At 44.4% G+C, this 23,333-nt stretch carries 18 protein-coding genes; 4 read left to right on the top strand and 14 right to left on the bottom strand.

Annotated features, from left to right (window positions below):
* Positions 1-180 precede the first annotated feature (180 nt).
* The 3 genes from AB4407_RS12335 to AB4407_RS12325 all read left to right on the top strand — a co-directional run bounded on the left by AB4407_RS12335 (position 181) and on the right by AB4407_RS12325 (position 4,514).
* A complete protein-coding gene (locus AB4407_RS12335; protein ID WP_372120748.1) occupies positions 181-948 on the top strand; it encodes a 1-acylglycerol-3-phosphate O-acyltransferase in 768 nt (255 codons plus the stop codon).
* A 177-nt stretch (positions 949-1,125) separates the two neighbouring features.
* On the top strand, positions 1,126-2,511 hold the full coding sequence (locus tag AB4407_RS12330) for an MBL fold metallo-hydrolase (protein WP_372120747.1): 1,386 nt from the start codon (positions 1,126-1,128) through the stop codon (positions 2,509-2,511).
* A 455-nt stretch (positions 2,512-2,966) separates the two neighbouring features.
* On the top strand, positions 2,967-4,514 hold the full coding sequence (locus AB4407_RS12325; protein WP_009848307.1) for a sodium:alanine symporter family protein: 1,548 nt from the start codon (positions 2,967-2,969) through the stop codon (positions 4,512-4,514).
* A gap of 176 nt (positions 4,515-4,690) precedes the next feature.
* Here the strand turns inward: AB4407_RS12325 and AB4407_RS12320 are convergent, their stop codons facing one another.
* The 5 genes from AB4407_RS12320 to guaB form a co-directional block, all read right to left on the bottom strand.
* Complete coding sequence (locus AB4407_RS12320; protein ID WP_017099596.1) at positions 4,691-5,284, bottom strand: acetate uptake transporter; 594 nt, start codon at positions 5,282-5,284, stop codon at positions 4,691-4,693.
* Between the two features lie 87 nt (positions 5,285-5,371).
* Positions 5,372-6,205 (bottom strand): hypothetical protein, encoded by an 834-nt coding sequence (locus AB4407_RS12315; RefSeq protein WP_372120746.1) that lies wholly within the window; start codon positions 6,203-6,205, stop codon positions 5,372-5,374.
* A 140-nt stretch (positions 6,206-6,345) separates the two neighbouring features.
* A complete protein-coding gene (locus AB4407_RS12310) occupies positions 6,346-8,058 on the bottom strand; it encodes a chitinase (protein WP_372120745.1) in 1,713 nt (570 codons plus the stop codon).
* A 307-nt stretch (positions 8,059-8,365) separates the two neighbouring features.
* Complete coding sequence (guaA, locus tag AB4407_RS12305; RefSeq protein ID WP_372120744.1) at positions 8,366-9,919, bottom strand: glutamine-hydrolyzing GMP synthase; 1,554 nt, start codon at positions 9,917-9,919, stop codon at positions 8,366-8,368.
* Between the two features lie 377 nt (positions 9,920-10,296).
* A complete protein-coding gene (guaB, locus tag AB4407_RS12300; RefSeq protein WP_048669208.1) occupies positions 10,297-11,760 on the bottom strand; it encodes an IMP dehydrogenase in 1,464 nt (487 codons plus the stop codon).
* 269 nt (positions 11,761-12,029) lie between these two features.
* Between guaB and xseA the strand changes: the two genes are divergently transcribed.
* Entirely contained in the window at positions 12,030-13,376 is a 1,347-nt protein-coding gene (xseA, locus tag AB4407_RS12295; RefSeq protein ID WP_372120743.1) for an exodeoxyribonuclease VII large subunit, read from the top strand.
* A gap of 89 nt (positions 13,377-13,465) precedes the next feature.
* Here the strand turns inward: xseA and AB4407_RS12290 are convergent, their stop codons facing one another.
* From AB4407_RS12290 to rodZ, 9 genes are all read right to left on the bottom strand, one after another.
* Positions 13,466-13,693 carry a zinc ribbon domain-containing protein gene (locus tag AB4407_RS12290; protein ID WP_372120742.1) on the bottom strand — a complete coding sequence of 76 codons (228 nt, stop codon included), beginning with the start codon at positions 13,691-13,693 and terminating at the stop codon, positions 13,466-13,468.
* Between the two features lie 35 nt (positions 13,694-13,728).
* The gene (locus AB4407_RS12285) at positions 13,729-14,730 is read right to left on the bottom strand and encodes a sensor domain-containing diguanylate cyclase (RefSeq protein ID WP_372120741.1); all 1,002 of its coding nucleotides are present in this window, start codon (positions 14,728-14,730) and stop codon (positions 13,729-13,731) included.
* Between the two features lie 290 nt (positions 14,731-15,020).
* Positions 15,021-15,923: an alanyl-tRNA editing protein gene (locus AB4407_RS12280; RefSeq protein WP_372120740.1), complete on the bottom strand. Its 903-nt coding sequence runs from the start codon at positions 15,921-15,923 to the stop codon at positions 15,021-15,023.
* 132 nt (positions 15,924-16,055) lie between these two features.
* Complete coding sequence (gene der, locus AB4407_RS12275; RefSeq protein WP_372120739.1) at positions 16,056-17,543, bottom strand: ribosome biogenesis GTPase Der; 1,488 nt, start codon at positions 17,541-17,543, stop codon at positions 16,056-16,058.
* Between the two features lie 158 nt (positions 17,544-17,701).
* On the bottom strand, positions 17,702-18,862 hold the full coding sequence (gene bamB / locus AB4407_RS12270; protein WP_372120738.1) for an outer membrane protein assembly factor BamB: 1,161 nt from the start codon (positions 18,860-18,862) through the stop codon (positions 17,702-17,704).
* Positions 18,863-18,872: 10 nt separating this feature from the next.
* Positions 18,873-19,487: a YfgM family protein gene (locus AB4407_RS12265; protein ID WP_065678454.1), complete on the bottom strand. Its 615-nt coding sequence runs from the start codon at positions 19,485-19,487 to the stop codon at positions 18,873-18,875.
* 76 nt (positions 19,488-19,563) lie between these two features.
* Positions 19,564-20,832, bottom strand: a complete 1,269-nt coding sequence (hisS, locus tag AB4407_RS12260; protein ID WP_372120737.1) for a histidine--tRNA ligase — start codon at positions 20,830-20,832, stop codon at positions 19,564-19,566.
* Positions 20,833-20,902: 70 nt separating this feature from the next.
* Positions 20,903-22,024, bottom strand: coding sequence for a flavodoxin-dependent (E)-4-hydroxy-3-methylbut-2-enyl-diphosphate synthase (gene ispG, locus AB4407_RS12255; protein ID WP_046223650.1), 1,122 nt, complete (start codon positions 22,022-22,024; stop codon positions 20,903-20,905).
* 7 nt (positions 22,025-22,031) lie between these two features.
* On the bottom strand, positions 22,032-22,991 hold the full coding sequence (gene rodZ, locus AB4407_RS12250) for a cytoskeleton protein RodZ (protein ID WP_372120736.1): 960 nt from the start codon (positions 22,989-22,991) through the stop codon (positions 22,032-22,034).
* Positions 22,992-23,333: the final 342 nt, after the last annotated feature.

Raw genomic sequence — 23,333 nt, 5'->3', positions numbered from 1 at the left:
GTGAACACGTGTAAGCTCGATGATCGTCTCAAACACCCATTGTTAGTCCTTGTTTTATATAAAGATCTAAAAACAGTCCCCTAAAACAGTTAATTGTTGCAATTCGGTTAAATAGAGTGAAAACTTCAAGCATCTAAAACTATTTAATCACTGCAATCTGTGGTGAGTAAGGAGTGAATTGTGCTTGCTGTTCTTCGTATTATTTTGGCTACGGTGTTTATTATTCTCACCACTCTATGTGCTTTTGTTTACTGCTTGTTTAGCCCCAAGAACCCCAAGCATGTGTACGTTTTCTGTCGTTGGTTCAACCAACTCCAAAAGATCATCGGTGTAAAACTGGTGCAGCGCGGCCTCGACAATGCCCCGACACCAGAAAACAGCGTCTACATCTCTAACCACCAAAGCATCTTGGACTTTGTGACCGACCCAGGAATGCTAAGACCACGCACTGTTTCATTGGGCAAACGCGATTTGTTGTACGTGCCTTTCTTTGGTCTGCTGTATTGGATCACCGGTAACATCATGATTAACCGTGAAGACAAGTCCAAAGCACGCGATACCATCAAGCAAGTGGCAGAAGCCATTCATCAGCGAGATCTGTCTGTTTGGGTTTACCCTGAAGGAACGCGCAGTAAAGGGCGTGGACTACTGCCATTCAAAACGGGCGCTTTCCGAATGGCGATTGAAGCTGGCGTGCCTATCACCCCGATGTGTACCAGCACCACGCACAATAAGATTGACCTCAACCGAGTTAATAATGGCATTGTGATCACCGAGATGCTGGAGCCTATAGATGTCTCCGGATACAAGCTCAGCGACGCAAGAGAGTTAGCGAATCGCTGCCATGCCTTGATGGCTGAAAAAATCGCACAATTAGATGCCGAAGTGGCTCGTTTAGAAGCACAGAAAAACCCAGAACTGGATTCAGACGGTTCTTCCGCGCGCTAACAAGATAGTTATAGGAGGAACAAGAACTAACTCGCAACGAACCCACAGAGTCATTGCTCAGTTACTAAAAAAGACACTCAACGATCGCAACTCTCATTGTTCTTGTTTTACTTGCTGGCGCTTATCCGCAAAATAAAAACAGGCGTTAATGGCTTTATAGAGTAATGGGAGTAAACAATGGAAGTGATTCACCATGGCGGAAAACATACCGTTACAGGATCTTGTCACGAATTAAGAGATTCAGGCCAAGCGGCTCTCATCGATTGTGGTTTATTTCAAGGCTTAGATCTTCAAAGCAAAAAGCTTCAAGGTTTAGATCTTCAAGGTGAAGATACACGCCCTCTTGATATTGAATTTGAAACGTCCCACCTTAACGCTCTGCTGCTGACTCATACTCACATTGATCATATTGGCCGATTACCTTGGTTACTCGCCAGTGGCTTTAACCAACCAATTTATTGTACTCAAGCGACCGCTGAACTTGCCCCTTTAATGATTGAAGACGGCCTTAAACTGCAAGGGCTCAGTCATAAACAATCCAAACTCATCCTTAAAAAAATTCATTCGTTAGTTGCTCCTAAGCCTTATGGGGAATGGTTTCCAATTGTCTCTAAACAGCAAAATGACGGAAAGGATCATCATAGGCCAAATACTCTGTATGCTCGTTTTCAACCTGCAGGGCACATCTTAGGTTCGGCCTATATCGAGATTAAATTACCCAACCAAGAGGTGGTGGTCTTTTCTGGCGACTTAGGCCCTAGTAACACGCCGCTGCTGCCTGATCCAAAACCACCACAACAAGCCGATTACCTATTTATTGAGTCGACTTACGGCACCAGTACACATGACGATATTGCTTCACGCTCTGAACGTCTCAAAGCAATCATTGACCGTTCGTTACTCGATGGTGGTGTCATCCTGATCCCGGCATTTAGTATCGGCCGAACACAAGAATTGTTATTTGATATTGAAAACCTGATCTTTGAGCATCAACTCAGCAGCGATATTCCTATTATCCTAGATTCGCCTATGGCAGAGAAAGTGACGCGTTCATACCGACGCTTTAAAGAGCTATGGGGGCAAGAAGCCAAGCAGCGTCTTGAACTGAAACGTCACCCACTCGCCTTTGATCAATGCATTACCGTTGATGGGCATAGAATGCACAAGAAAATCGTCAATCGCCTGCGTTCGACCGGCGAAACGGCAATTGTGGTCGCAGCCTCTGGGATGTGTCAGGGCGGCAGGATAATGAACTACTTATCCGCCTTACTTCCCGACAAACGAACCGATGTCATTTTAGCGGGCTATCAAGCACACGGAACGCTCGGGCGCGAGCTCCAACAAGGCGAAAAACAGGTTTCTATTGATAACAAAGACGTTGAGGTCAATGCTCAAATTCATGGCATGTCTGGCTATTCTGCTCATGCCGATAAAGAGGATCTCAATCGATTTATAGAGGGCATAGCGACTCCACCAAAAGAGGTGCATTTGATTCACGGTGAGCCAAATACTCAGTCTGAGTTCGCTAAAGAATTACAGGAGCAAGGGTTCGTAGTTGTTTGAAACAGGCATCAAATTAGCCACTTTCACTAGGTAAATGTTAAAGCTTTAATTATCGAACCTTCAAAAACACCGCCTCTTAGACCTGCTCGTTCACGCGATGTAGGTGATATATTCTAACTTACCCTATCCCACCACTTCTATATCAGCCGTTTATACTAAACGGCTTTGGTCACTGCTTTTTTCAATTTCTCTTCCTATGCGCACCTCAAACCTTCCGTTTTGTATTAATCACTATTTAGCCACTTTGCAAAACACCAGCCGCAACAACCTATTGCATAATAAGTTAAATGGAACGATTATCGAATTAGCACTAAACATTAACAAACACCCTCTATAACTTGCTTTATGTCACAGTAATCCTAATGCGCAGTTAAATAATTTAACACTTGGGTTACAAGTGAAGTATTGTGTTGTTCGAAAAATAATCATAAGCAAAACTAACAGGGAAAATACTCATGCAGTCATTCGTTGATTTTTTGAATGGAATAATCTGGAGCCCAGTACTTATCTACCTATGTTTAGGTGCAGGTTTGTTCTACTCCATCATGACTCGATTTGTTCAAATCCGTCACTTCTTTGAAATGTGGCGCTTGCTACTATCGGGTAAAAGCTCATCAAAAGGCATCTCGTCTTTCCAAGCTCTTGCCGTTTCGCTATCTGGCCGTGTAGGTACAGGTAACATTGCAGGTGTTGCTGCCGCTATCGGTTTCGGTGGCCCAGGTGCAGTATTCTGGATGTGGGTGGTAGCTTTCTTTGGCGCGGCGACTGCTTACGCAGAATCTACGCTGGCGCAAATCTATAAAGAAGAAGATGAAGGCCAGTTCCGTGGTGGTCCGGCTTACTACATTGAAAAAGCAATGGGTCAGAAGTGGTACGCATGGATCTTCGCTATCGCGACTATTTTTGCATGTGGTATTTTGCTTCCAGGTGTTCAGTCAAACAGTATAGGTAATGCTGTAGAAGCTGCATTTGGCTCAGGTGATATGATTGAAACAGCTATCGGTACATTCAGTTTCGCTAAAATTTTCACTGGTACTGTTGTTGCTATCATCCTTGCTTTCATCATCTTTGGTGGTGTTAAACGTATCGCGAACTTCACACAAATTGTCGTTCCATTCATGGCGTTGGCTTACATCATCATCGCATTCGTTATCATCCTACTAAACATCAGCCAAGTTCCTGTTGTTTTCGGAATGATTCTGGGTGATGCATTCACTCCTATGGCAGGCTTTGGTGCTGCAATCGGTTGGGGTGTTAAACGTGGTGTTTACTCAAACGAAGCAGGTCAAGGTACTGGTCCTCACGCGGCAGCTGCGGCAAGTGTTGATCACCCAGCTCAGCAAGGTTTGGTTCAAGCGTTCTCTATCTACATTGATACTCTTCTAGTATGTTCTGCTACAGCGTTCATGATCATCATCACTGGTGCTTACAACGTTCACGGTGGCGCTGAAGGTGTATTCCTTGTTCAGAACCTAGCAGCAAACATCGGTGCGAATGGTCCTGTATTTACACAGCTTGCTATTGAAAGTGCACTGCCAGGCATTGGTAAGCCGTTCATCGCATTTGCTCTGTTCTTCTTCGCATTTACAACGATTCTTGCTTACTACTACATCGCAGAAACGAATATTGCTTACCTACGTCGTACCATCAAGATCCCTGGCATGATGTTCGTACTTAAGCTTGTTCTTATTAGTGCCGTTTTCTATGGCACCGTTAAAACAGCAAACCTTGCATGGGCAATGGGTGATGTGGGTGTTGGCTTGATGGCATGGTTAAACATCGTTGGTATTCTGATCATATTCTTCATGTCTAAGCCTGCGCTTAAGGCTTTAGCAGACTACGAAGAACAGCAGAAACAAGGTGTGACTGAGTACACATTCAACCCTGTAAAACTAGGCATTAAAGGTGCTACTTACTGGGAAGAGAAATACAAGCGTAAAACTGGCAAGTCTCCTGAATCTGAAGTTGCAGACAGTAAACCTGTAGAGCAACCTTCAGCTTAAGCTTGACTTAGCAAATAGATCGCTTTAACTCGCGCTATTAATAACGCATAAAAAAGGGGTTAGCCATTTCGGCTAACCCCTTTTGTTTTGTTCATAAAAATCGCAGTTTATAACGAGCTCATTACTTATAACGAACTGACTGCTTATAACAAACTAACTGTTCCCAAGCTAGAGCGTTAAGCAACGATCTCTTGAGCCGTCATTTGAGGCGCTTTTTTCTCACCGATTGGCAGTACTGTGCGGCCATATTCGTTGTTGATTACTTGTGCCATCGCAAAGTAGATAGCTGACGCACCACAGAAGATACCTTCAAAACCAGCGATAGTACCGATCAGTTCGCTGCCAGTGAAATCACGAGCGGCAAGTAGGAAGAACAAAATAGTCAATGAACCGAATACTACTTGTTTCGCTACTGGGTAGCATAGAGAACCAATGAACATGAAGCCAGTGAAGATGCCCCATAGTAGTAGGTACCAACCCATAAACGCTGCTGGACTTGCTGGTAGGCCCATGTAAGGCATTACGATTAAACCAACCAAAGATAACCAGAATAGACCGTAAGAAGTAAACGCAGTTGTACCGAACGTGTCACCACGTTTGAAACACATTGTGCCCACGATAACTTGGCTTAGACCACCGTAAAAAATACCCATAGCAAGAATCATTGAATCGATTGGAAAGAAACCTGCGTTATGGATATTAAGAAGTATAGTAGTCATACCGAAACCCATTAGGCCAAGTGGTGCCGGGTTCGCCAGTTTTGTTGACATTTTGCGCGCCTTTAAAAAAAGTTAATAAAATTTGTACGCAAATTTTAATCCGAACGGCATAAAAAGATAGATCGCTAAATCGCAATCTTAGATTGCATCGTTCGCCAGTTCGGCTTTCGTCATGATTTCAAGTATCTCGCCAACTCGTTTAGGGCTTTGTTCCATCAAGACCGCTTGCACCTCGGGCTTTACACACGCTAACCACTCTCCCGAAGATTCTTGGTTAAACTTATCCATCGGGCCCATACTTTGGCTCCATGCACCACGGATATCAACCGTATCTTTGTGGCCATCATTGGTCGTAAAATATGAAAATTCAAAGGTTGTCGTATCTACAGATGTAATTTGGCCAGATGCCCCCCACGGCGCAGAAAGTTCGATCATAGGACCGATAGGATAGCTTTCACCTTCAATTTCTACAGAAGTTGCTTCACCAATGTAAATTTGAGCGTTATTGGCTGACTCTGAAACAGTGAAAGGTAATGATGTTGATACAGAATTAGGACCTTGAGGCGCAGCTTGCTTTAATAAGAATTGAACGATTGACGGGTATGCATTAACAGCAGCATCCACTTCCCCAATAGACTCCATACAGCCTTCGTAATTCATAATGCCTGTACTATCGACACCTTTAATCAAAGCGCCTTCAAGTGTTTGAATAACATGAATTTGGTTACCTTGCTCCTCTATAGACGTGATTTGGCCTACAGGACTTTTTAAGACTTGATAACGCTGAGCAACAATACCTTCAGAGCTCGTTTCAAAACTCAAACTGCCAAAGTTGTTCCAACCTTTCTGATTGGACGGCTCAGTCTTGACAGTTAGCCAACTTGGCGTTTCTACTGATTCTGCCGTTTCAGAATTAGCACAGCTAGTAATACTGAAGGCCATTGTTGCCAATAACGAAATTTTTGCTTTCACGATTATCACCTCTAAACTCTATATCCAATATCTGTAATATATAGATAACCAGCAAGGTGTACTGTAATAGAAAGTAAGAGAAATGTCGTATAACTGTCACTGAACAAGCAAGCCTCTAAACAGAGGCTTGCTTAAGTCAATTATTTACAGCTAATTTCATCCCAGAACCAGTTCGATTGAACAGGGCTTTCCCAGACACCCGGACCGTTTTTAGCTACGAAGCACTTACCATTATGTGTCACTTTGTCGCCATTGCTCACTTGGCTAACACCCGCTTGCCATGTGATAAACACCGATGGATCAACAACGACAGGCGGCTCTGTAACAGGTGGTTCAACCGGTGTTGGGTCTACCGGAGCAGGATCAACAGGTGCAGGGTCAACTGGCGATGGATTGGTCACTAACGGTGGTGTTGGCTCACCCGCTACTAATTTCCAAGGGCCGCCATTGGCAGGATCATCTCCTTGAGTCCACCATTTTGCTTGATAAGTCGCGCCGTTGTGAGTGACTTGGTCGCCAGCATTGTAAACTTTACTCGCATTCCAACCATTGCCTCCGGGGTTAGTACCAGGGTCAACCGGTTCAAGCTTATCGACCACTTTTACTTCAGGCCAGCTCGCATGTGATCCATAAAAATTGGTCACACACTTCTCGTAATCTCCGGCCACCAAGGCTGAATAAGCAGTTTGGAAACCAACAAGCTCACACTCAAATGAATATCCTTCTGGACGGTCTGCGTAGTATTTCCAGTTACCATCCCAGTTGGTGTACAACACATCAGTCGCACCATTCAAGTTCAAGCTTCCGTAAGGCGTTTGCTGCCAGCATGTATTGGCTTCATCCGCTTCTACAGGGATCAGATAATGCGCAGCTAACCCTTCCCAATAACGAATTCGGTTAACTGGTTGGCCTTTGTCTTTGTTCTGCTCACCACACTCGATACCACCATTAATTACGTTGATTGTGGTACCAAACCCATAGCCAATTCCCGCATCCAACTCACGCTGAGAGGGTGTCCAAGTGCGGTCAATAACGTGCAGCATTGCTGGTTTAGGTGCTTGAGGTGTAAGGAAGAACCAGATAGCAGAAGCCAAGTTCAACCATGAATCAGCAACCAAACCTGGGTTATTCAATAAAACCGTTGCATCGCCATCGAACATAACTTCCGAGAACGCGCCGTAGTTAAAGTGATAAGAAAGCTGTTTAGCACCACGTCCAAAGTAACCCTGCCCTGCCGCACAAGGCCAACGTGCATTCTGCCAATCGTTCTGACCACACCCTGTCGTGTAACCCTCTTGACCTTCTGACCAACCCATTTCACGAACATGCACCAAAGCTTGCTGCCACTCTTCTAGAGCTAATGGGTTATCAGAGATGTTATCTATTGCGATGTGCCCACCTGTTTCTTGAGCGAAATGAGCAAAGGCCGTGATGATGGATTTTTTACAGATGGCGTCTGAGTCTCGGCCATCAGCGTACTCTCCACAGAAGGCTGGGAATTTTCCAATCGCGCGTAAGAAGCGAGTATAAGTGTACTCTGGTGCTGCCATCTGAGTGAGGAAGTCCCATTCAGATTGAGGGAATACACGCTCGACTCGTTTTACGTTTTCAGGATTCGAGGCTAAACCCGGCTCAATCGCTTCAACAATACTATTGGGACGAGTTTGTAATGCTTGTGACCAGATCGCATACATAGGATCGGATGTTTTCGCTTGTTCAGCAGCTTGCAGTGCAGACTTTTCAACAAGGTAGCCATTCGGGTTTTGCGGATCAGGTTGAATGTTCAAAGACGCGTAACTGTGTGCAGCTAAAGTGCAACCAACGACTGTCGCCAAATATTTGATTTTTAACATGATGGATTCTCTTATCTGTCCTTAATAAGTCCATCAAAGAGTATGTGGCGCATGGGAAATAGCCTAGCTGTTGCTATATGAATTTATAAAAAGTGCGAGTGATATTTTTGATATATAGCTCAACACAACAAAGCGTCTCATTGTTTCTTGAGGTGATATCTAGTTTCCAACGGATTTGGTGTCTAGTTGTCAGCTATAAGCTTTTAATACCCTAAGTCAGAAAGAAAAAAGCCCCGAACTGAGTTCGAGGCTTTTAATAACTAAATCAAATAGTAGCTTAATCAACGCTGGTTAAATCTCTAAGAGATTATTCCCACTCGATAGTTGCTGGTGGCTTACCAGAAATATCGTAAACAACACGTGAAATGCCGTTAACTTCGTTGATAATACGGTTAGATACCTTACCTAGGAAGTCGTATGGTAGGTGTGCCCAGTGAGCTGTCATGAAGTCGATAGTTTCTACTGCACGTAGAGATACAACCCAATCGTACTTACGGCCATCGCCCATTACGCCAACTGAACGTACAGGTAGGAATACCGTGAATGCTTGAGATACTTTGTGGTAAAGGTCAGCAGCGTGAAGCTCTTCAATGAAGATAGCATCAGCACGACGCAGTAAATCACAGTACTCTTTTTTCACTTCGCCAAGTACACGAACACCTAGACCAGGACCCGGGAATGGGTGGCGGTAAAGCATGTTGTATGGAAGACCAAGCTCTAGGCCGATCTTACGGACTTCATCTTTAAACAGCTCACGTAGAGGCTCAACAAGGCCCATTTCCATATCATCAGGAAGACCACCAACGTTGTGGTGAGATTTGATTACGTGTGCTTTGCCAGTCTTAGATGCTGCAGACTCGATTACGTCTGGGTAGATAGTACCCTGAGCAAGCCATTTAGCATTCTTCAGTTTCTTAGACTCTTCGTCGAAGATATCTACGAATACGTGACCGATGATCTTACGTTTCGCTTCTGGTTCAGCTTCGCCTTCCAGAGCATCAAGGAAACGGTCTTCAGCGTCTACCTTGATGATGTTTAGGCCAAACTTATTGCCAAACATATCCATAACTTGCTCAGCTTCGCTTAAACGAAGAAGGCCGTTATCAACAAATACACATGTTAGTTTGTCGCCGATAGCACGGTGAGCAAGCATCGCTACTACTGAAGAATCAACACCACCAGAAAGGCCAAGGATAACTTCATCGTCACCTACTTGTTCTTTAATACGTGCAACTGCATCTTCAATAATAGATGCTGAAGTCCACAGACCTTCACAACCACACGCGTTAAGAACGAAGTTCTCAAGCATTTTTAGGCCGTTTTTAGTGTGTGTTACTTCTGGGTGGAATTGAACACCGTAGTATTTCTTATCTTCGTTTGCCATTGCAGCGTATGGGCAAGTGTCTGTTTCAGCGATCTTTGTGAAATCAGCTGGGATCTCAACTACTTTGTCGCCGTGGCTCATCCAAACATCTTGAGTGGACTCAAGGTCAGCGAAAAGTGCAGATTCACCCGTTACTTGTACCGCTGCGTAGCCGAACTCGCGTTCAGTAGACGTTGCTACTTTACCGCCAAGTTGCTCAGCCATAGTTTGCATGCCGTAGCAGATACCGAAGACAGGAACACCTGAATCAAATACGTACTGAGGTGCACGTGGAGAATTCTCTTCCGTTACGCTTTCAGGGCCACCAGATAGGATGATACCGTCTGGATTGAATTCACGAATATCCGCTTCTTCTACGTCCCAGCTCCAAAGTTCACAGTAAACACCGATCTCACGAATACGACGAGCTACTAGCTGTGTGTATTGAGAACCGAAGTCCAGAATTAGAATACGTTGGTCATGAATATTTTTAGTCATTGTAAGCAGTCTTATTGGCTATGTGATAAAACGGAGGCGAGTTTACTCACCTCTGATTAACTCTTCAAGAAATAAAGCAAACGTTTTCGTTGGATATCTTTAACCCCGTGTTTTGAGAAAATCGGACTTTTAACAAAACAGACGGTAGATATAATACCAATCACAGTAAGTAAGTGTTCAGTAGTAGCGCTGGAAAAAGCTTGAGAACAAGGCTGCTCTATTCAACAAAGAGTTCTGATAAGTAGTTATTCTACAATCAAAAATTCTAACGAAGTTATCGAGGTTTTTAACAAGCTAGGATGATCAGTTATTTACTACGATTGGTATATTAATGTGCCGACTAAATCAGCACATTATTCAAACGTTTGGACGTATTATTAACCTAAACGGTAGTTAGGTGCTTCTTTCGTGATTTGAACATCGTGTACGTGAGATTCTTTCATGCCCGCACCAGAGATACGAACAAACTCAGCTTTAGTACGCATGTCTTCAACAGTTGCAGAACCCGTTAGGCCCATGCTTGAGCGTAGACCGCCCATCTGTTGGTGAACGATCTCTTTTAGGCGACCTTTGTATGCGATACGACCTTCAATACCTTCTGGAACAAGCTTGTCTGCGGCGTTATCAGATTGGAAGTAACGGTCAGAAGAACCTTGAGACATAGCGCCAAGAGAACCCATACCACGGTAAGACTTGTAAGAACGACCGTTATAAAGGATAACTTCACCCGGAGCTTCTTCAGTACCTGCGAACATTGAACCAACCATCACACAAGATGCGCCAGCAACGATAGCTTTACAGATATCGCCAGAGAAGCGAATGCCGCCATCTGCGATGACTGGAATACCGTATTCGTTAGCTACTTCAGCTGCGTCTGCGATTGCTGTTACTTGAGGAACACCAACACCAGTAACGATACGAGTCGTACAGATAGAACCAGGGCCGATACCAACTTTAACCGCACTAACACCTGCTTCGATAAGAGCACGAGCGCCAGCGCCAGTTGCTACGTTACCACCGATGATTTGTAGATCAGGGTATGCCGCGCGAGTTTCGCGGATACGGTTAAGTACGCCTTCAGAGTGACCGTGTGAAGAGTCGATAAGTAGAACGTCTACGCCAGCTTCAACTAGAGCAGCAACGCGCTCTTCGTTACCAGCACCAGCACCAACAGCAGCACCTACACGTAGGCTGCCGCGCTCATCTTTACAAGCGTTTGGTTTACGTTCTGCTTTGTGAAAATCTTTTGCAGTGATCATTCCCGTTAGTTGGAAGTCATCATTTACAACAAGAACTTTTTCAACACGCGCTTCGTGCATTTTCTCTTGAACTTCTTCACGAGTTGCACCTTCTTTAACAGAAGCAAGGCGAGCTTTAGGTGTCATTACTACATCAACTTTCTTAGAAAGGTCAGTCACAAAGCGAACGTCACGGCCAGTAATAATACCAACAAGTTCGTTTGTTTCAGTAACAACAGGGAAACCGGCAAAGCCGTGTTTTTCAGTTAGGGCTACAACATCAGCGATTGTCGCATCAGGGTTTACAGTTACAGGGTGAGAAACCACACCAGCTTCGTAAATTTTAACCTGGCGAACCATTTCAGCTTGCTGCTCAATAGACATGTTCTTATGAATGAAGCCAATTCCGCCTTCTTGTGCCAGTGCAATCGCAAGGCGAGCTTCTGTCACAGTATCCATAGATGCAGAGATCATCGGGATGTTTAGGGAGATATTCTTCGTCAACTGAGTGCGAAGATCAGCTGTATTAGGGAGAACGGTGGAGTGTGCTGGCACTAGCAGTACGTCGTCGAATGTCAGCGCTTCTTTGGCAATTCTTAGCATTTGCAATATCTCACAATAATAGGAGTAAAAAGAAACAATCCAATCTCATCGTTTCGCCTAATGAGGGCAGCCAATTAAGGAAAATTAAACTGCATTTGGATTAGATATTGCGGACGGATTATACGGCCAACGAATTCGCTTGGCTACACATTTTTGTATTTTTAATTTGCATTTACCCCCTTGCTATGTATTATATTGCCGCTATCTTCCATACTCACGCCCTGTGAGATTTCAAGAAAGACCTTCCTTCAAGGAAAGATAGTGCTTCTATGACTAATCCAAACATCTTCACTGTTTCTCGCCTCAACTCAGAGGTTCGTCTCCTATTAGAAAACGAAATGGGAATAGTCTGGCTCGTTGGTGAAATCTCAAACTTCTCTGCACCTGTATCTGGTCACTGGTACCTCACGCTTAAAGACTCTCGCGCTCAAGTGAAGTGCGCCATGTTTCGTGGTAATAACCGCCGAGTCACCTTTAAACCTCAGAACGGTAATCAAGTATTGGTTAAAGCTCGCCTATCTCTCTATGAGCCACGCGGTGATTATCAGCTAATAATTGAAAGCATGCAGCCAGAAGGTGACGGTAAACTTCAGCAAGAGTTCGAAAAGCTGAAGATGAACCTTGCCTCAGAAGGTCTGTTTGCTCAATCAAGTAAACAAATTCTTCCAGAACATCCTAAATGTGTTGGTGTTATCACCTCAAAAACAGGTGCTGCGCTGTTTGATATTCTTGATGTCCTGAAAAGACGCGATCCTTCATTGCCTGTTGTGGTTTACCCGACCATGGTTCAAGGCGAAGAGGCAGCTATTCAGATTGCTCAAGCGATTGGACGTGCTAATGAGCGTAATGAGTGTGATGTATTGATCGTTGGCCGAGGCGGCGGTTCTTTGGAAGATCTACGGTGCTTTAATAATGAGATCGTAGCTCGCACCATTGCAGCAAGCCAGATCCCGATTATCAGTGCCGTTGGGCATGAAATTGACGTCACCATCGCGGATTTCGTCGCAGATATGCGTGCTCCAACGCCATCAGCAGCCGCTGAATTGGTTAGCCGTGATAACAGTCATAAAGAACAAGCTTTCGCTTCTAAACGTGCTCGTTTAGTCAGTGCGATCCGTCATGTGTTAATCAAACAAGCACAATCCACTCAAACGTTGAAATACCGCTTAGAGAAACAACACCCGAGCTACCAACTGCAAAAGCAGAGTCAGCAGCTGGATGACCTAGACATGCGTTTGCGTCGTGGTATGACTCAATACCTAAAGCAGCATGCGCAGCGTGTTGAGCGCAAACAGCACCAACTTCAATTGAACTCGCCAGTAAAGCGCCTTGGTGAACAGAAACTGCATCTACAACGTTCAGAGCAAAAGCTATTGGATGCAATGGACAAGACATTACTAACTACTCGCCACCAACTAGCCATGGCTGCCGAGAAGTTAGAAACAGTAAGTCCATTGGCAACCCTAAAACGTGGCTACAGCATTACCCATTCAGCATCGAGTAAAACTGTGTCATCGATTAACGATGTCGAAATCGGTGAAGTGATCACCACCCAAGTTGAAGACGGTGTTATTGAGTCGCAAGTGACAACAAGAGTCGCTAAGAGCGAGCTCTAGGTTCATTAGATACAAAAAAGACCCAACACTTTGGTATTGAGTCTTTGGTATAACATCACCGATTGTCGTTCAAACCAAATAATTTAAGGCTATTCCGCTGGTTGGAATTCGAACTTTACTCTCGATTTAGATTTAAGCTCATTACACTCACCATTACAAAAATAGCTCGCTGCACCACAGGCTTGGAGCTTCTCAAGTTGGCAGCTGCACTCAGGGCAAAACCCAACCTTAGTAAAGTGTGCCTGACAACTTTCACAGTGATACTTTCCATCCCAACCTAGCTCTGATTGGCACTTAGGGCAGATATTTTCACTCATTAGCATTTCCTAATTCACTACTTTTTTACAATCTACTACCGCTGAGACTTAGCTTGCTTGATTTGGTACATGTTCTTATCAGCTTGTGCGATCAAGTCTTCCAATGACTCAGGATCTTTCTCATAAGAAAGTCCAACGCTGACAGAAAACTGAGTGCCATCGATATAGAGAGCTTGTTCCAAGGTTCTTTCTAAGCTTCGATAAAAGTTCAGCACACTTTCTAGATCATCAAAGCAAGAGAACACGACAAACTCATCGCCCCCATAGCGCCCTATCTTGGCACAGGCAGTAGTTGCCTCATCAAGCACTTTTGCAACGGCTAACAACACATCATCACCAAAGCTGTGGCCAAACGTATCGTTTATTGACTTAAATTTATCGACATCAACAAACAGGCATGCCATCACTTTTTCAGTAAAACAGCGGTTAGTTAACACCTGCTCGGCTTCTCTCAGCAATGCTCGGCGATTCAAACTGTGTGTTAAAGAGTCTCGATTGGCAAAAAAGTTGAGTTGATTCTCTAACTCATACTTCTCAAGCGCGACTGAATACAGAGAAGCCAATAACTCTAAGATCTCAAGTTCAAACTCATGAGGTTCAGAGATGTACTGACTGTAAATTGCGAAGGTACCTAGTACGTGACCATGTGAAGAGATGATTGGCACTGACCAACATGCATGAAGGTTAGCCTGATTGGTTAACGCTAAGAAAGGAGTCCAATTCGGGTGTGCATTAATATTGGAGACCATGACAGCTTTCTTAAGTGCCGCCGCTTCGCCACAAGAACCAATTCCGGCACCAACCCCCACCCCTTCTATCTGCTGGTTATAAAAATCAGGCAAGTTTGGAGCATATTCTAAATGTAATGTATTCGATTCGGGGTTTAGCAATAAAATAGAGGCCATCCTTTGACCAAAAATCTGCTCGGTGAGCTGAATGATCTTGCGATTTAATTCTTTGCGATCCAACCCAAGGGCAAGCTTTCGAAGCAAACTGTTTACTGCTCGGTGACCTTCTAATAAAAATTGTTGTTTCATTCACTAAAGCTTTCAATTATATGGTGGGAACAGCTTGTTCTTATGCAAGCCTGTATACTGGTCAATATTAACACACTAAATTGCCACAACACACCACCGAAGATCATAGGTTGATCTTTCGCTTTATCTATTTTGATCAGCGATCTACCCCAAAAAGAATATTTATATCACCACATACCGAAAGCATAAGTTACATATGCTGCATTTCAATTTACAGTGATATATAAAACTAAAATTAAAATCAAAACAAAGTTTAAATAGAACAATCTATTTTCGATCTTTAATTGAGATCATCGAGATACACACGTCTGCATTTCGATATGTTGATCATCTAATTGGGTTAACTTAACCGATAATGCCTTAAGTTCTGAGGTGTTCTCGATGTGAGTACCACCACACGGAATAGAAACTAAAGTATCGCCATCTAGTTGCCATTCCCAGTAGCGAGAGTCTGTTAACGCCTCACCTTCCAGTCTCATCGCTACAGGCGTCGACTGTGCAAGCCAGGCCGCAATCATCTGGTTGATGTCGGCTTCAATACCTTCAAGGTTTGCTAGCATGTCTGCAACGTTCAAGCCGCGTTTCTTCAAGGTTTTACCCAAGCGGTACTTGTCTGTACATAGATCAGGAGTGACGAAACTAGTGACTTGAGCGTAACTATTGAAGTCATAGCTGCCGAGTGGATCTTTTCTGTCTGCACCTTTACGCCAGTAACTCTCAGCCAATACTTTATTCAAGGCTAAGAAAGCAATATGTCCGGCACTATGACCGCGGCTCAAACTGGCTTGGTGCTCTTTATCAACCGACAACTCAACTTCATCGCCCATGTTAATCATAGAAGCTGATACAGGTAGTTGGTGGACAACCACAAACGCCCACCCTTCCGTATCACGCTTAACAGGAATATCTGCTGCAATATAAAGATTTCCAGTAGATTGCTCTATTGCACCAACAAGGCAATCTTCAACAATATACTGTTCACCACCTACGCTGACAAAACCTCGGTCTGCTGGGTGATCGGGCCAAATATGACTCACAGGGTGGAAAGGTGTCACGTCAGTGATCAAGTGAGTTTTGCTGTCGTCACTTTCAACGTACACCGCTTTTGCATTGAGCAGCCAAGTTTGATGACAAAATTGAGTGATGGTTGGTGTGATTGCTGACGCTGGTGTAATCAAATCGCTAGTGGTCATATCATTCTTCTTTTGGAATCTAGTCTAAGTCGCTAGCTGATAACGGAATCAAAGACGCGATTATCAGATAACGTGAATTTTACTTAAAAAAATACCCGAGACAGGCTCGGGTATCAAATCTATTGGAAAGGTTTACTTACGACCTTTAACCATGCTCATCATACGTTTACGTTTACGTTTACGTTCTTGAGAAATTGTCAGCTTGTTAGTCTTAGCTTCAAATGGGTTCTCGCTGTTCTGGAATTGAATGCGAATAGGTGTACCCATAATTTCTAGTGAACGACGGTAGTAGTTCATCAAGAATCGTTTGTATGAATCTGGCAAGTTACGTACTTGGTTACCGTGGATAACGATAATCGGTGGGTTGTAGCCACCAGCGTGCGCGTATTTCAATTTAACACGACGACCACGAACCATAGGCGGTTGGTGATCATCAGTCGCCATCTTCATGATACGAGTAAGTACAGAAGTACCAACACGAGTCGTTGCTGACTTATAAGCTTCTTGAACAGACTCAAACAAGTGACCAACACCAGTACCGTGAAGTGCAGAGATAAAGTGAATACGTGCGAAATCTACGAAACCTAAACGGCGATCTAGCTCTTTCTTCACACGATCTTTAACGTCGTTATCTAGGCCATCCCACTTGTTTACTGCAATAACAATTGAACGACCCGCGTTCAATGCGAAGCCTAACAAGCTTAGATCTTGATCTGAAATGTTCTCGCGAGCATCGATAAGAAGCAATACAACGTTAGCATCTTCAATCGCTTTCAGTGTTTTAACCACTGAGAACTTCTCAACAGTTTCATTGATGTTCTTACGACGACGAACACCAGCAGTATCGATTAGAACGTATTCACGCTCATCACGCTGCATCGGAATGTAGATAGAGTCACGAGTTGTACCTGGCATATCGTAAACAACAACACGTTCTTCACCAAGAATACGGTTAGTTAGTGTTGATTTACCTACGTTTGGACGACCAATGATCGCTAGCTTAATCGGTTGATCTTGAAGGCGCTTGAATTCTGCTTCCGCTTCTTCTTCAGTGAAATCAACTTGCTCTTCTTCTTCGTCTTCAAATTCAGTTAAATCGCTTACTTCGCCATTCTCAGCTTTTAACGCTTCAGCGAATGGGTTTAGAGCAAGATCAATCAACGCAGTTACACCACGACCGTGCGCTGCAGCGATTTGGTACATGTCTTCTACGCCTAGTTGCCAGAAATCAGCACTTGCAGCATCAGGGTCGATACCATCAACCTTGTTTACTACTAGCATTGAAGGCTTTTCTAGTTGACGAAGGTGCTTAGCAATAGCTACGTCTGAAGGTGTTAGACCCGCACGGCCATCTACCATAAATAGAACGACATCAGCTTCATCAATCGCCGCTAGCGACTGTTCAGCCATTTTAGTTTCAACACCTTCTTCGGTACCGTCGATACCACCAGTGTCGATAACAATAAAGTCATGCTCGCTAAAATGAGCATGACCGTATTTACGGTCACGCGTTAAGCCAGGGAAATCCGCAACCAATGCATCACGAGTTCGAGTCAATCGGTTAAATAACGTAGATTTACCTACGTTCGGACGCCCTACTAGAGCAACAACAGGTACCATAACAACCTCTACAATTTCTTCTCTAAATGTAGTTATAGGTAAGCACTTGATCGCAAGTTTAAACTCTTACCTATAACCACACGGTTTATTAATTTATAACAACAAAACGGCTCCTAGCTGTTACCAACCAGGAGCCGACTGTGAATTATATCACGCTTTTATTGGCTAATCGTTAGTTTCTTTACATCGCCATTGCGAGTCGTCACTAAGTAGCCTTCAGGCATTTCAATTGGCGCAACCGCAAAGCCGCTATCATCGACCAACTGTTGAGCAACAAACTCACCCGATGAACGATCTAACCAGTGCAGATAACCTTCAGTATCACCAACAACGACATAACCATTAATAATAGCAGGTGCTGTCAGTAAGCGGTTTTCTAACAATGGAGTACTCCAAAGTTCAGTACCACTACGCGCATCAACCGCAACCACATGGTCTTTGTCAGTCACAACGAATAAACGGCTGCCATCACTTGCCAAATCAATCGCTGACGAGTAATTACGTTTCCAAACTGGCTTACCAGAACGAAGATCGATTGCAATCAACTGACCATTAATACCGACGGTATACAGGGTGCCGCCAAGAACAACCGGTGATGCATCAACATCAACCAAACGATCAATTTCCGTTGCGCCTTTTGGCGTGCCTACTGGCTGTTGCCAAATAAGCTGACCACGATCAACGATAGCTGCGGCTAAACGACCATTTGCCGTACCCCAGAATACACCACCAGAAACAGTAACAGGAGAGCTATCGCCACGAAGTGTTAGGCTTGGTACTTCAGTACTGATGGTCCATTTTTGCTCACCACTTTCTTGATCTAACGCGGTCAACATGCCGCGGCTGGTATGAACAATAACCATGTTGCTTTCAGTTGCTGGGGATGCAAGCACCTCACCATTCACTGATACACGCCACAGCTCTTCACCAGTTGATTCGTCCATCGCGATCACTTCGCCATTTTCAGAACCAACAAATACCTTGCCGTAAGCTGCCGTTAAGCCACCCGATAAACGAGCCAGTACTTCTTTCTCAAGATCGACTTTCCAAAGCTCTTTACCTGTTTCAGGATCAAGCGCCTTAACCATACCTTCACGGCTCGCAACAAATACTTTGTCGTAAGCCAATTCTGGCGTTAGTTTTGAAAAGTAGTGACCAACACCATCACCAACCGACGTAGACCATTCCTGACTTGGAGTGAATTCGCTGTTTACTGTTGGTAATGGCGCCATGATTACGGTGTCTTCTTCACTTGCACAGCCAGCTAGCAGGCCAAGAGCAATCGCACACAACGCCGCTTTTGGAAACATCTTCTTCATTCAAAGCGCCTTATTTAGCTAGGTCGTCGAGTTTGATTTGAAGCGTTTGGCTCGCATCAGCAGCTTGTTGAGCTTCAGAGTAAGCACTGTAAGCTGCATCTGTGTCGCCTTTACGAAGTGAGATATCACCACGCAGTTCAGCAACACGGCCTTTCCAAGATTCGTCAGTCATCGCTTCAAGATCAGTCAATGCAGCGTCAAATTCACCTTGCTCAGCTTTGATACGAGCAACACGGTAAGTCAGTAGTGGCGCTAATGCCGCGTCCTTAGTTGCCGATTTTGCCCACTCAAGTTGTTCTAGTGCAGCTGTAAGGTCACCCGCTTGAACTTGCGCTTTTGCTAATTGCATCGCAGCAAGAACAGAGTATTCAGCGTCTTTATTTGCATCGATGAAAGCTTGAATATCAGATTGAGCATCAACGCCTTTAGCATCTAGAGCTGAGATTGCAGAGGTGTAGCTTTCTGAAGCGGCTTCACGCGCTTCAACGACTGAATCTTGGTAATAGCGCCAACCAAATAGGCCACCTAAACCAATAACCGCACCAAAGATTACGGCTTTGCCATTCTCTTTCCACCAATCTTTAATGGCTTCAACTTGTTGCTCTTCGCTATCGTAAAGTTCCACTTCCTGTCCTCTTTAATTCTTTAAACGCCAGCATAGTGCTGACGTTGATATTCATGATGAGCGTTTGCTCAATGGCTTAGATTAACGCAGCAACTTTTTCTGCAACTTCCGTTTGAGACACGGTTTGTTGCTCGCCGCCAACCAAATCTTTTAGCACAACTGTATTGTCAGCAACTTCGTTCTCACCAAGTACCAACGCCACAACAGCACCTACTTTGTCAGCACGTTTGAATTGCTTCTTGAAGTTACCACCACCGAAGTGGTTCATCACACGTACGCCTTCAACGGTGTCGCGTAATTGATTCGCTAACTGTATGCCCGCGATCATTGTACCTTCGCCAGCAGCAACCATGTATACGTCAACACTACGGCGAACTTCTGTAAGCTCTAGCGTTTCCATCATAAGGACTAGACGCTCTAGACCCATAGCGAAGCCAACCGCATTGGTTGCTTTGCCGCCTAGTTGCTCAACAAGACCATCGTAACGGCCACCGCCACATACTGTACCTTGAGCGCCAAGGCTGTCAGTGATCCATTCAAATACGGTGCGATTGTAGTAATCTAGGCCACGTACTAGACGCTCATTAACTTGGTATTCGATACCAACAGCGTCAAGAAGTTCACACAAACCAGCAAAATGTTGCTTCGATTCTTCACCTAGATATTCAGATAGTCGAGGTGCATCACCTAAGATAGCTTGAACATCCGGGTTCTTAGTATCCAGAACACGTAGAGGGTTAGTGTGCATGCGACGTTTGCAGTCTTCATCTAGCACATCAATGTGTTGCTCAAGGAAAGCCACTAACGCAGTACGGTAGCTTACGCGATCTTCTTGAGAACCGATTGAGTTCAATTCAAGACGAACGTGCTTATCGATACCTAGTTCACGCCATAGACGTGCTGTCATCATAATAAGTTCAGCGTCAACATCTGGGCCGTCTAGGCCAAACACTTCAACGCCACATTGGTGGAATTGACGGTAACGACCTTTTTGAGGACGCTCGTGACGGAACATTGGGCCCATGTACCATAGGCGCTGTTCATCACGGTTAATAAGGCTGTTTTGAATACATGAACGTACACAACCTGCTGTTCCTTCTGGACGCAGCGTTAGGCTGTCACCATTGCGGTCATCAAAGGTGTACATCTCTTTAGAAACAACGTCTGTCTCTTCACCAACCGCACGGCTAAATAGGTTTGTTTCTTCAACGATAGGCATACGTACTTCGTTGTAACCGTATGCGCTCACCACACTTTTAACTGCGCTTTCTACTTTCTGCCACAGTGGTGATTGAGTTGGAAGGCAGTCGTTCATGCCTCGAATTGCTTGGATATTTTTAGCCACAGTATTTATTCCGTAATTTCTCACGACCAGGTATCAGTGCGAATAGACAATCACACCCCATCGCGTTGTATTAATCTTCTAAGTTTTCTACATCAATGCGATTTGCTTTATCAAGCACTGATGCTTTTGCACGAATCTTAGCTTCAAGTTTGTCGACAAGGTCATCGTTATCGAAGCGCTCTTTCTGACGCTTACCGTCTTCGTAGAAAGCACTCTTACGTGCACTACCCGCAAGACCTAAGTGAGACACTTCAGCTTCACCTGGGCCGTTAACCACACAACCGATGATAGATACATCCATTGGAGTAATCACGTCTTCTAGGCGCTCTTCAAGGGCATTAACGGTGTTAATAACATCGAACTCTTGACGAGAACAGCTCGGGCACGCAATAAAGTTGATGCCACGCGAGCGAATGCGCAAAGATTTAAGAATATCAAAGCCAACTTTGATCTCTTCAACAGGATCAGCCGCGAGCGAGATACGCAGCGTATCACCGATACCTTCAGAGAGAAGCATGCCTAAACCTACCGCTGACTTCACAGAACCTGCACGCGCACCACCCGCTTCGGTAATGCCAAGGTGAAGAGGTTGATCAATCTGCTTAGCAAGCAAACGGTAAGAACCGACGGCTAGGAATACATCAGACGCCTTAACGCTGACTTTAAATTGATCAAAGTTCAAACGGTCTAGGATGTCGACGTGACGCATTGCAGATTCAACAAGCGCTTCTGCTGTAGGCTCTGTGTATTTCTCTTGGATCTCTTTTTCAAGAGAACCGCCGTTAACACCAATACGAATCGGGATATTCATATCACGAGCACAATCCACAACAGAGCGAATGCGGCTTTCGTTACCGATGTTACCTGGGTTGATACGCAGACAGTCAACGCCGTATTCAGCCACTTTAAGTGCGATACGGTAGTCGAAGTGAATATCAGCAACCAAAGGAATAGAGACCTGCTGCTTGATTAGCTTAAAGGCTTCAGCTGCATCCATAGTCGGTACAGATACGCGAACGATATCAGCGCCAACTTTTTCCAGAGCTCGAATTTGAGCAACGGTCGCGGCTACATCTGTTGTTCTTGTGTTGGTCATGGATTGCACAGCAATTGGTGCACCATCACCGATCGGCACATCACCCACATAAATACGGGTTGATTTGCGACGAATAATAGGAGATTCGTGTTGCATATTAACTCTAAGGTAAGGTTATTCTAGCTACTTTGCCTGAAGTATACCCAGAAAGGTCGACAGGTTCACTTGCAAATGTCATCGATACGCCCTCCGGCGCACCTAGAATCACTTTATATGGTTCAGTTCCTGATAGGTTTAGCGACTGACCTGCTTTTTTAATGCCAGTAGACAAGGTTTTGCCCGAAGCATCTTTCACTTGGATCCAGCAATCAGCAGAGAACTGCATCACTAGCTCGTTGGCAACAGGTTCAGGCGCAGTGCTTACTTCAACCGCTTCTACATTAGCAGCATTAGCAGCAACAACGTCAGCAGTTGGTTCTGTCTCTGTTGCTTGCTGTGCAGTAGTTTCATCAGTTGAAGTAACAGAATCTTCCGCATCGCTTATCGCAGCAATGTCATCAGTACCTTCAACAACAGAAGTACCCTCTTCATTTTGTTCAGCGTCAATCACTTCTAAAGCGGTGAATTCAGGGGCAAGTGATTCTTCTACAACGAGCTCTTCTGAGCTTTCAGTATTCGCTAAAGATTGAGATAGGGTGTCTTGTTGTTGGTTCTGCCACCACCATAGTGAGGAGATACCGGCTATGACCGCAAAAATGCTCCAAGTAAGGATTGTAATACGGCTGTTGTGCTTCTCAGTTTTAGTTTTACGAGAAAAGCTCAGCATTTGTTGCTCTTGATGTTGAGCATCACCAGCATGATGAAGCGCGCTCAGTACCACTTTTTCATCAAGATTGACGTATTTCGCGTATGAACGAATATAGCCACGCATGAACGTCGCTACTTGGTTTGATTCGAATTGGTTTTCTTCAATTTGTTGGATTAACGAGATACGAAGTCTCAAGCGATCTGAAATCTGCTTTTGCGTTAAACCAAGAGATTCGCGCTTGTTCTTAAGCAGTGTTCCCGCTTCAACAACAGGAGCAATCGTGTCTTGTTTTTCTGTTTCGTTTTCTGTGTTCATAGAGAGTGAACTTCTAAAGTATTATCGCAGATTGATGAGAGCATTTTTATTGTCGTTTAAGCTCAATCTAACAACCCACTTTATGTGGAATTTTTCCTGTTATCTAAATCATCAACCCTTAAAGACGAACATCACCCATTGATTATGGATGACCTTCTCAGGAAGCTAGTTTATCAAGTAGCCAACCTAAATAGACACATTGACGATTATCGGGTAACAAGCGAGCACTTAAATTAATTTAAGATGAGTTAATCATAAGCTAATGCCATTGCAAGGCAAAAACACTTTAAACAAAATTTACCGTCAGCTCATGGTTTTGTCCAAAATTTAACGAAAAATGTA

The organism is Vibrio sp. 10N.261.46.E11, assembly GCF_041472735.1.
Classification (GTDB): Bacteria; Pseudomonadota; Gammaproteobacteria; order Enterobacterales; family Vibrionaceae; genus Vibrio.
This window is presented reverse-complemented; position numbering and strand designations above follow the sequence as displayed.

Excerpts from the sequence above, each read along its gene's own strand:
- AB4407_RS12330 (WP_372120747.1), top strand. The coding sequence starts at position 1,126 with ATGGAAGTGATTCACCATGGCGGAAAACATACCGTTACAGGATCTTGT.
- AB4407_RS12325 (WP_009848307.1), top strand. The coding sequence starts at position 2,967 with ATGCAGTCATTCGTTGATTTTTTGAATGGAATAATCTGGAGCCCAGTA.
- AB4407_RS12320 (WP_017099596.1), bottom strand. The coding sequence starts at position 5,284 with ATGTCAACAAAACTGGCGAACCCGGCACCACTTGGCCTAATGGGTTTC.
- AB4407_RS12310 (WP_372120745.1), bottom strand. The coding sequence starts at position 8,058 with ATGTTAAAAATCAAATATTTGGCGACAGTCGTTGGTTGCACTTTAGCT.
- guaA (WP_372120744.1), bottom strand. The coding sequence starts at position 9,919 with ATGACTAAAAATATTCATGACCAACGTATTCTAATTCTGGACTTCGGT.
- guaB (WP_048669208.1), bottom strand. The coding sequence starts at position 11,760 with ATGCTAAGAATTGCCAAAGAAGCGCTGACATTCGACGACGTACTGCTA.
- xseA (WP_372120743.1), top strand. The coding sequence starts at position 12,030 with ATGACTAATCCAAACATCTTCACTGTTTCTCGCCTCAACTCAGAGGTT.
- AB4407_RS12290 (WP_372120742.1), bottom strand. The coding sequence starts at position 13,693 with ATGAGTGAAAATATCTGCCCTAAGTGCCAATCAGAGCTAGGTTGGGAT.
- AB4407_RS12285 (WP_372120741.1), bottom strand. The coding sequence starts at position 14,730 with ATGAAACAACAATTTTTATTAGAAGGTCACCGAGCAGTAAACAGTTTG.
- AB4407_RS12280 (WP_372120740.1), bottom strand. The coding sequence starts at position 15,923 with ATGACCACTAGCGATTTGATTACACCAGCGTCAGCAATCACACCAACC.
- der (WP_372120739.1), bottom strand. The coding sequence starts at position 17,543 with ATGGTACCTGTTGTTGCTCTAGTAGGGCGTCCGAACGTAGGTAAATCT.
- bamB (WP_372120738.1), bottom strand. The coding sequence starts at position 18,862 with ATGAAGAAGATGTTTCCAAAAGCGGCGTTGTGTGCGATTGCTCTTGGC.
- ispG (WP_046223650.1), bottom strand. The coding sequence starts at position 22,024 with ATGCAACACGAATCTCCTATTATTCGTCGCAAATCAACCCGTATTTAT.
- rodZ (WP_372120736.1), bottom strand. The coding sequence starts at position 22,991 with ATGAACACAGAAAACGAAACAGAAAAACAAGACACGATTGCTCCTGTT.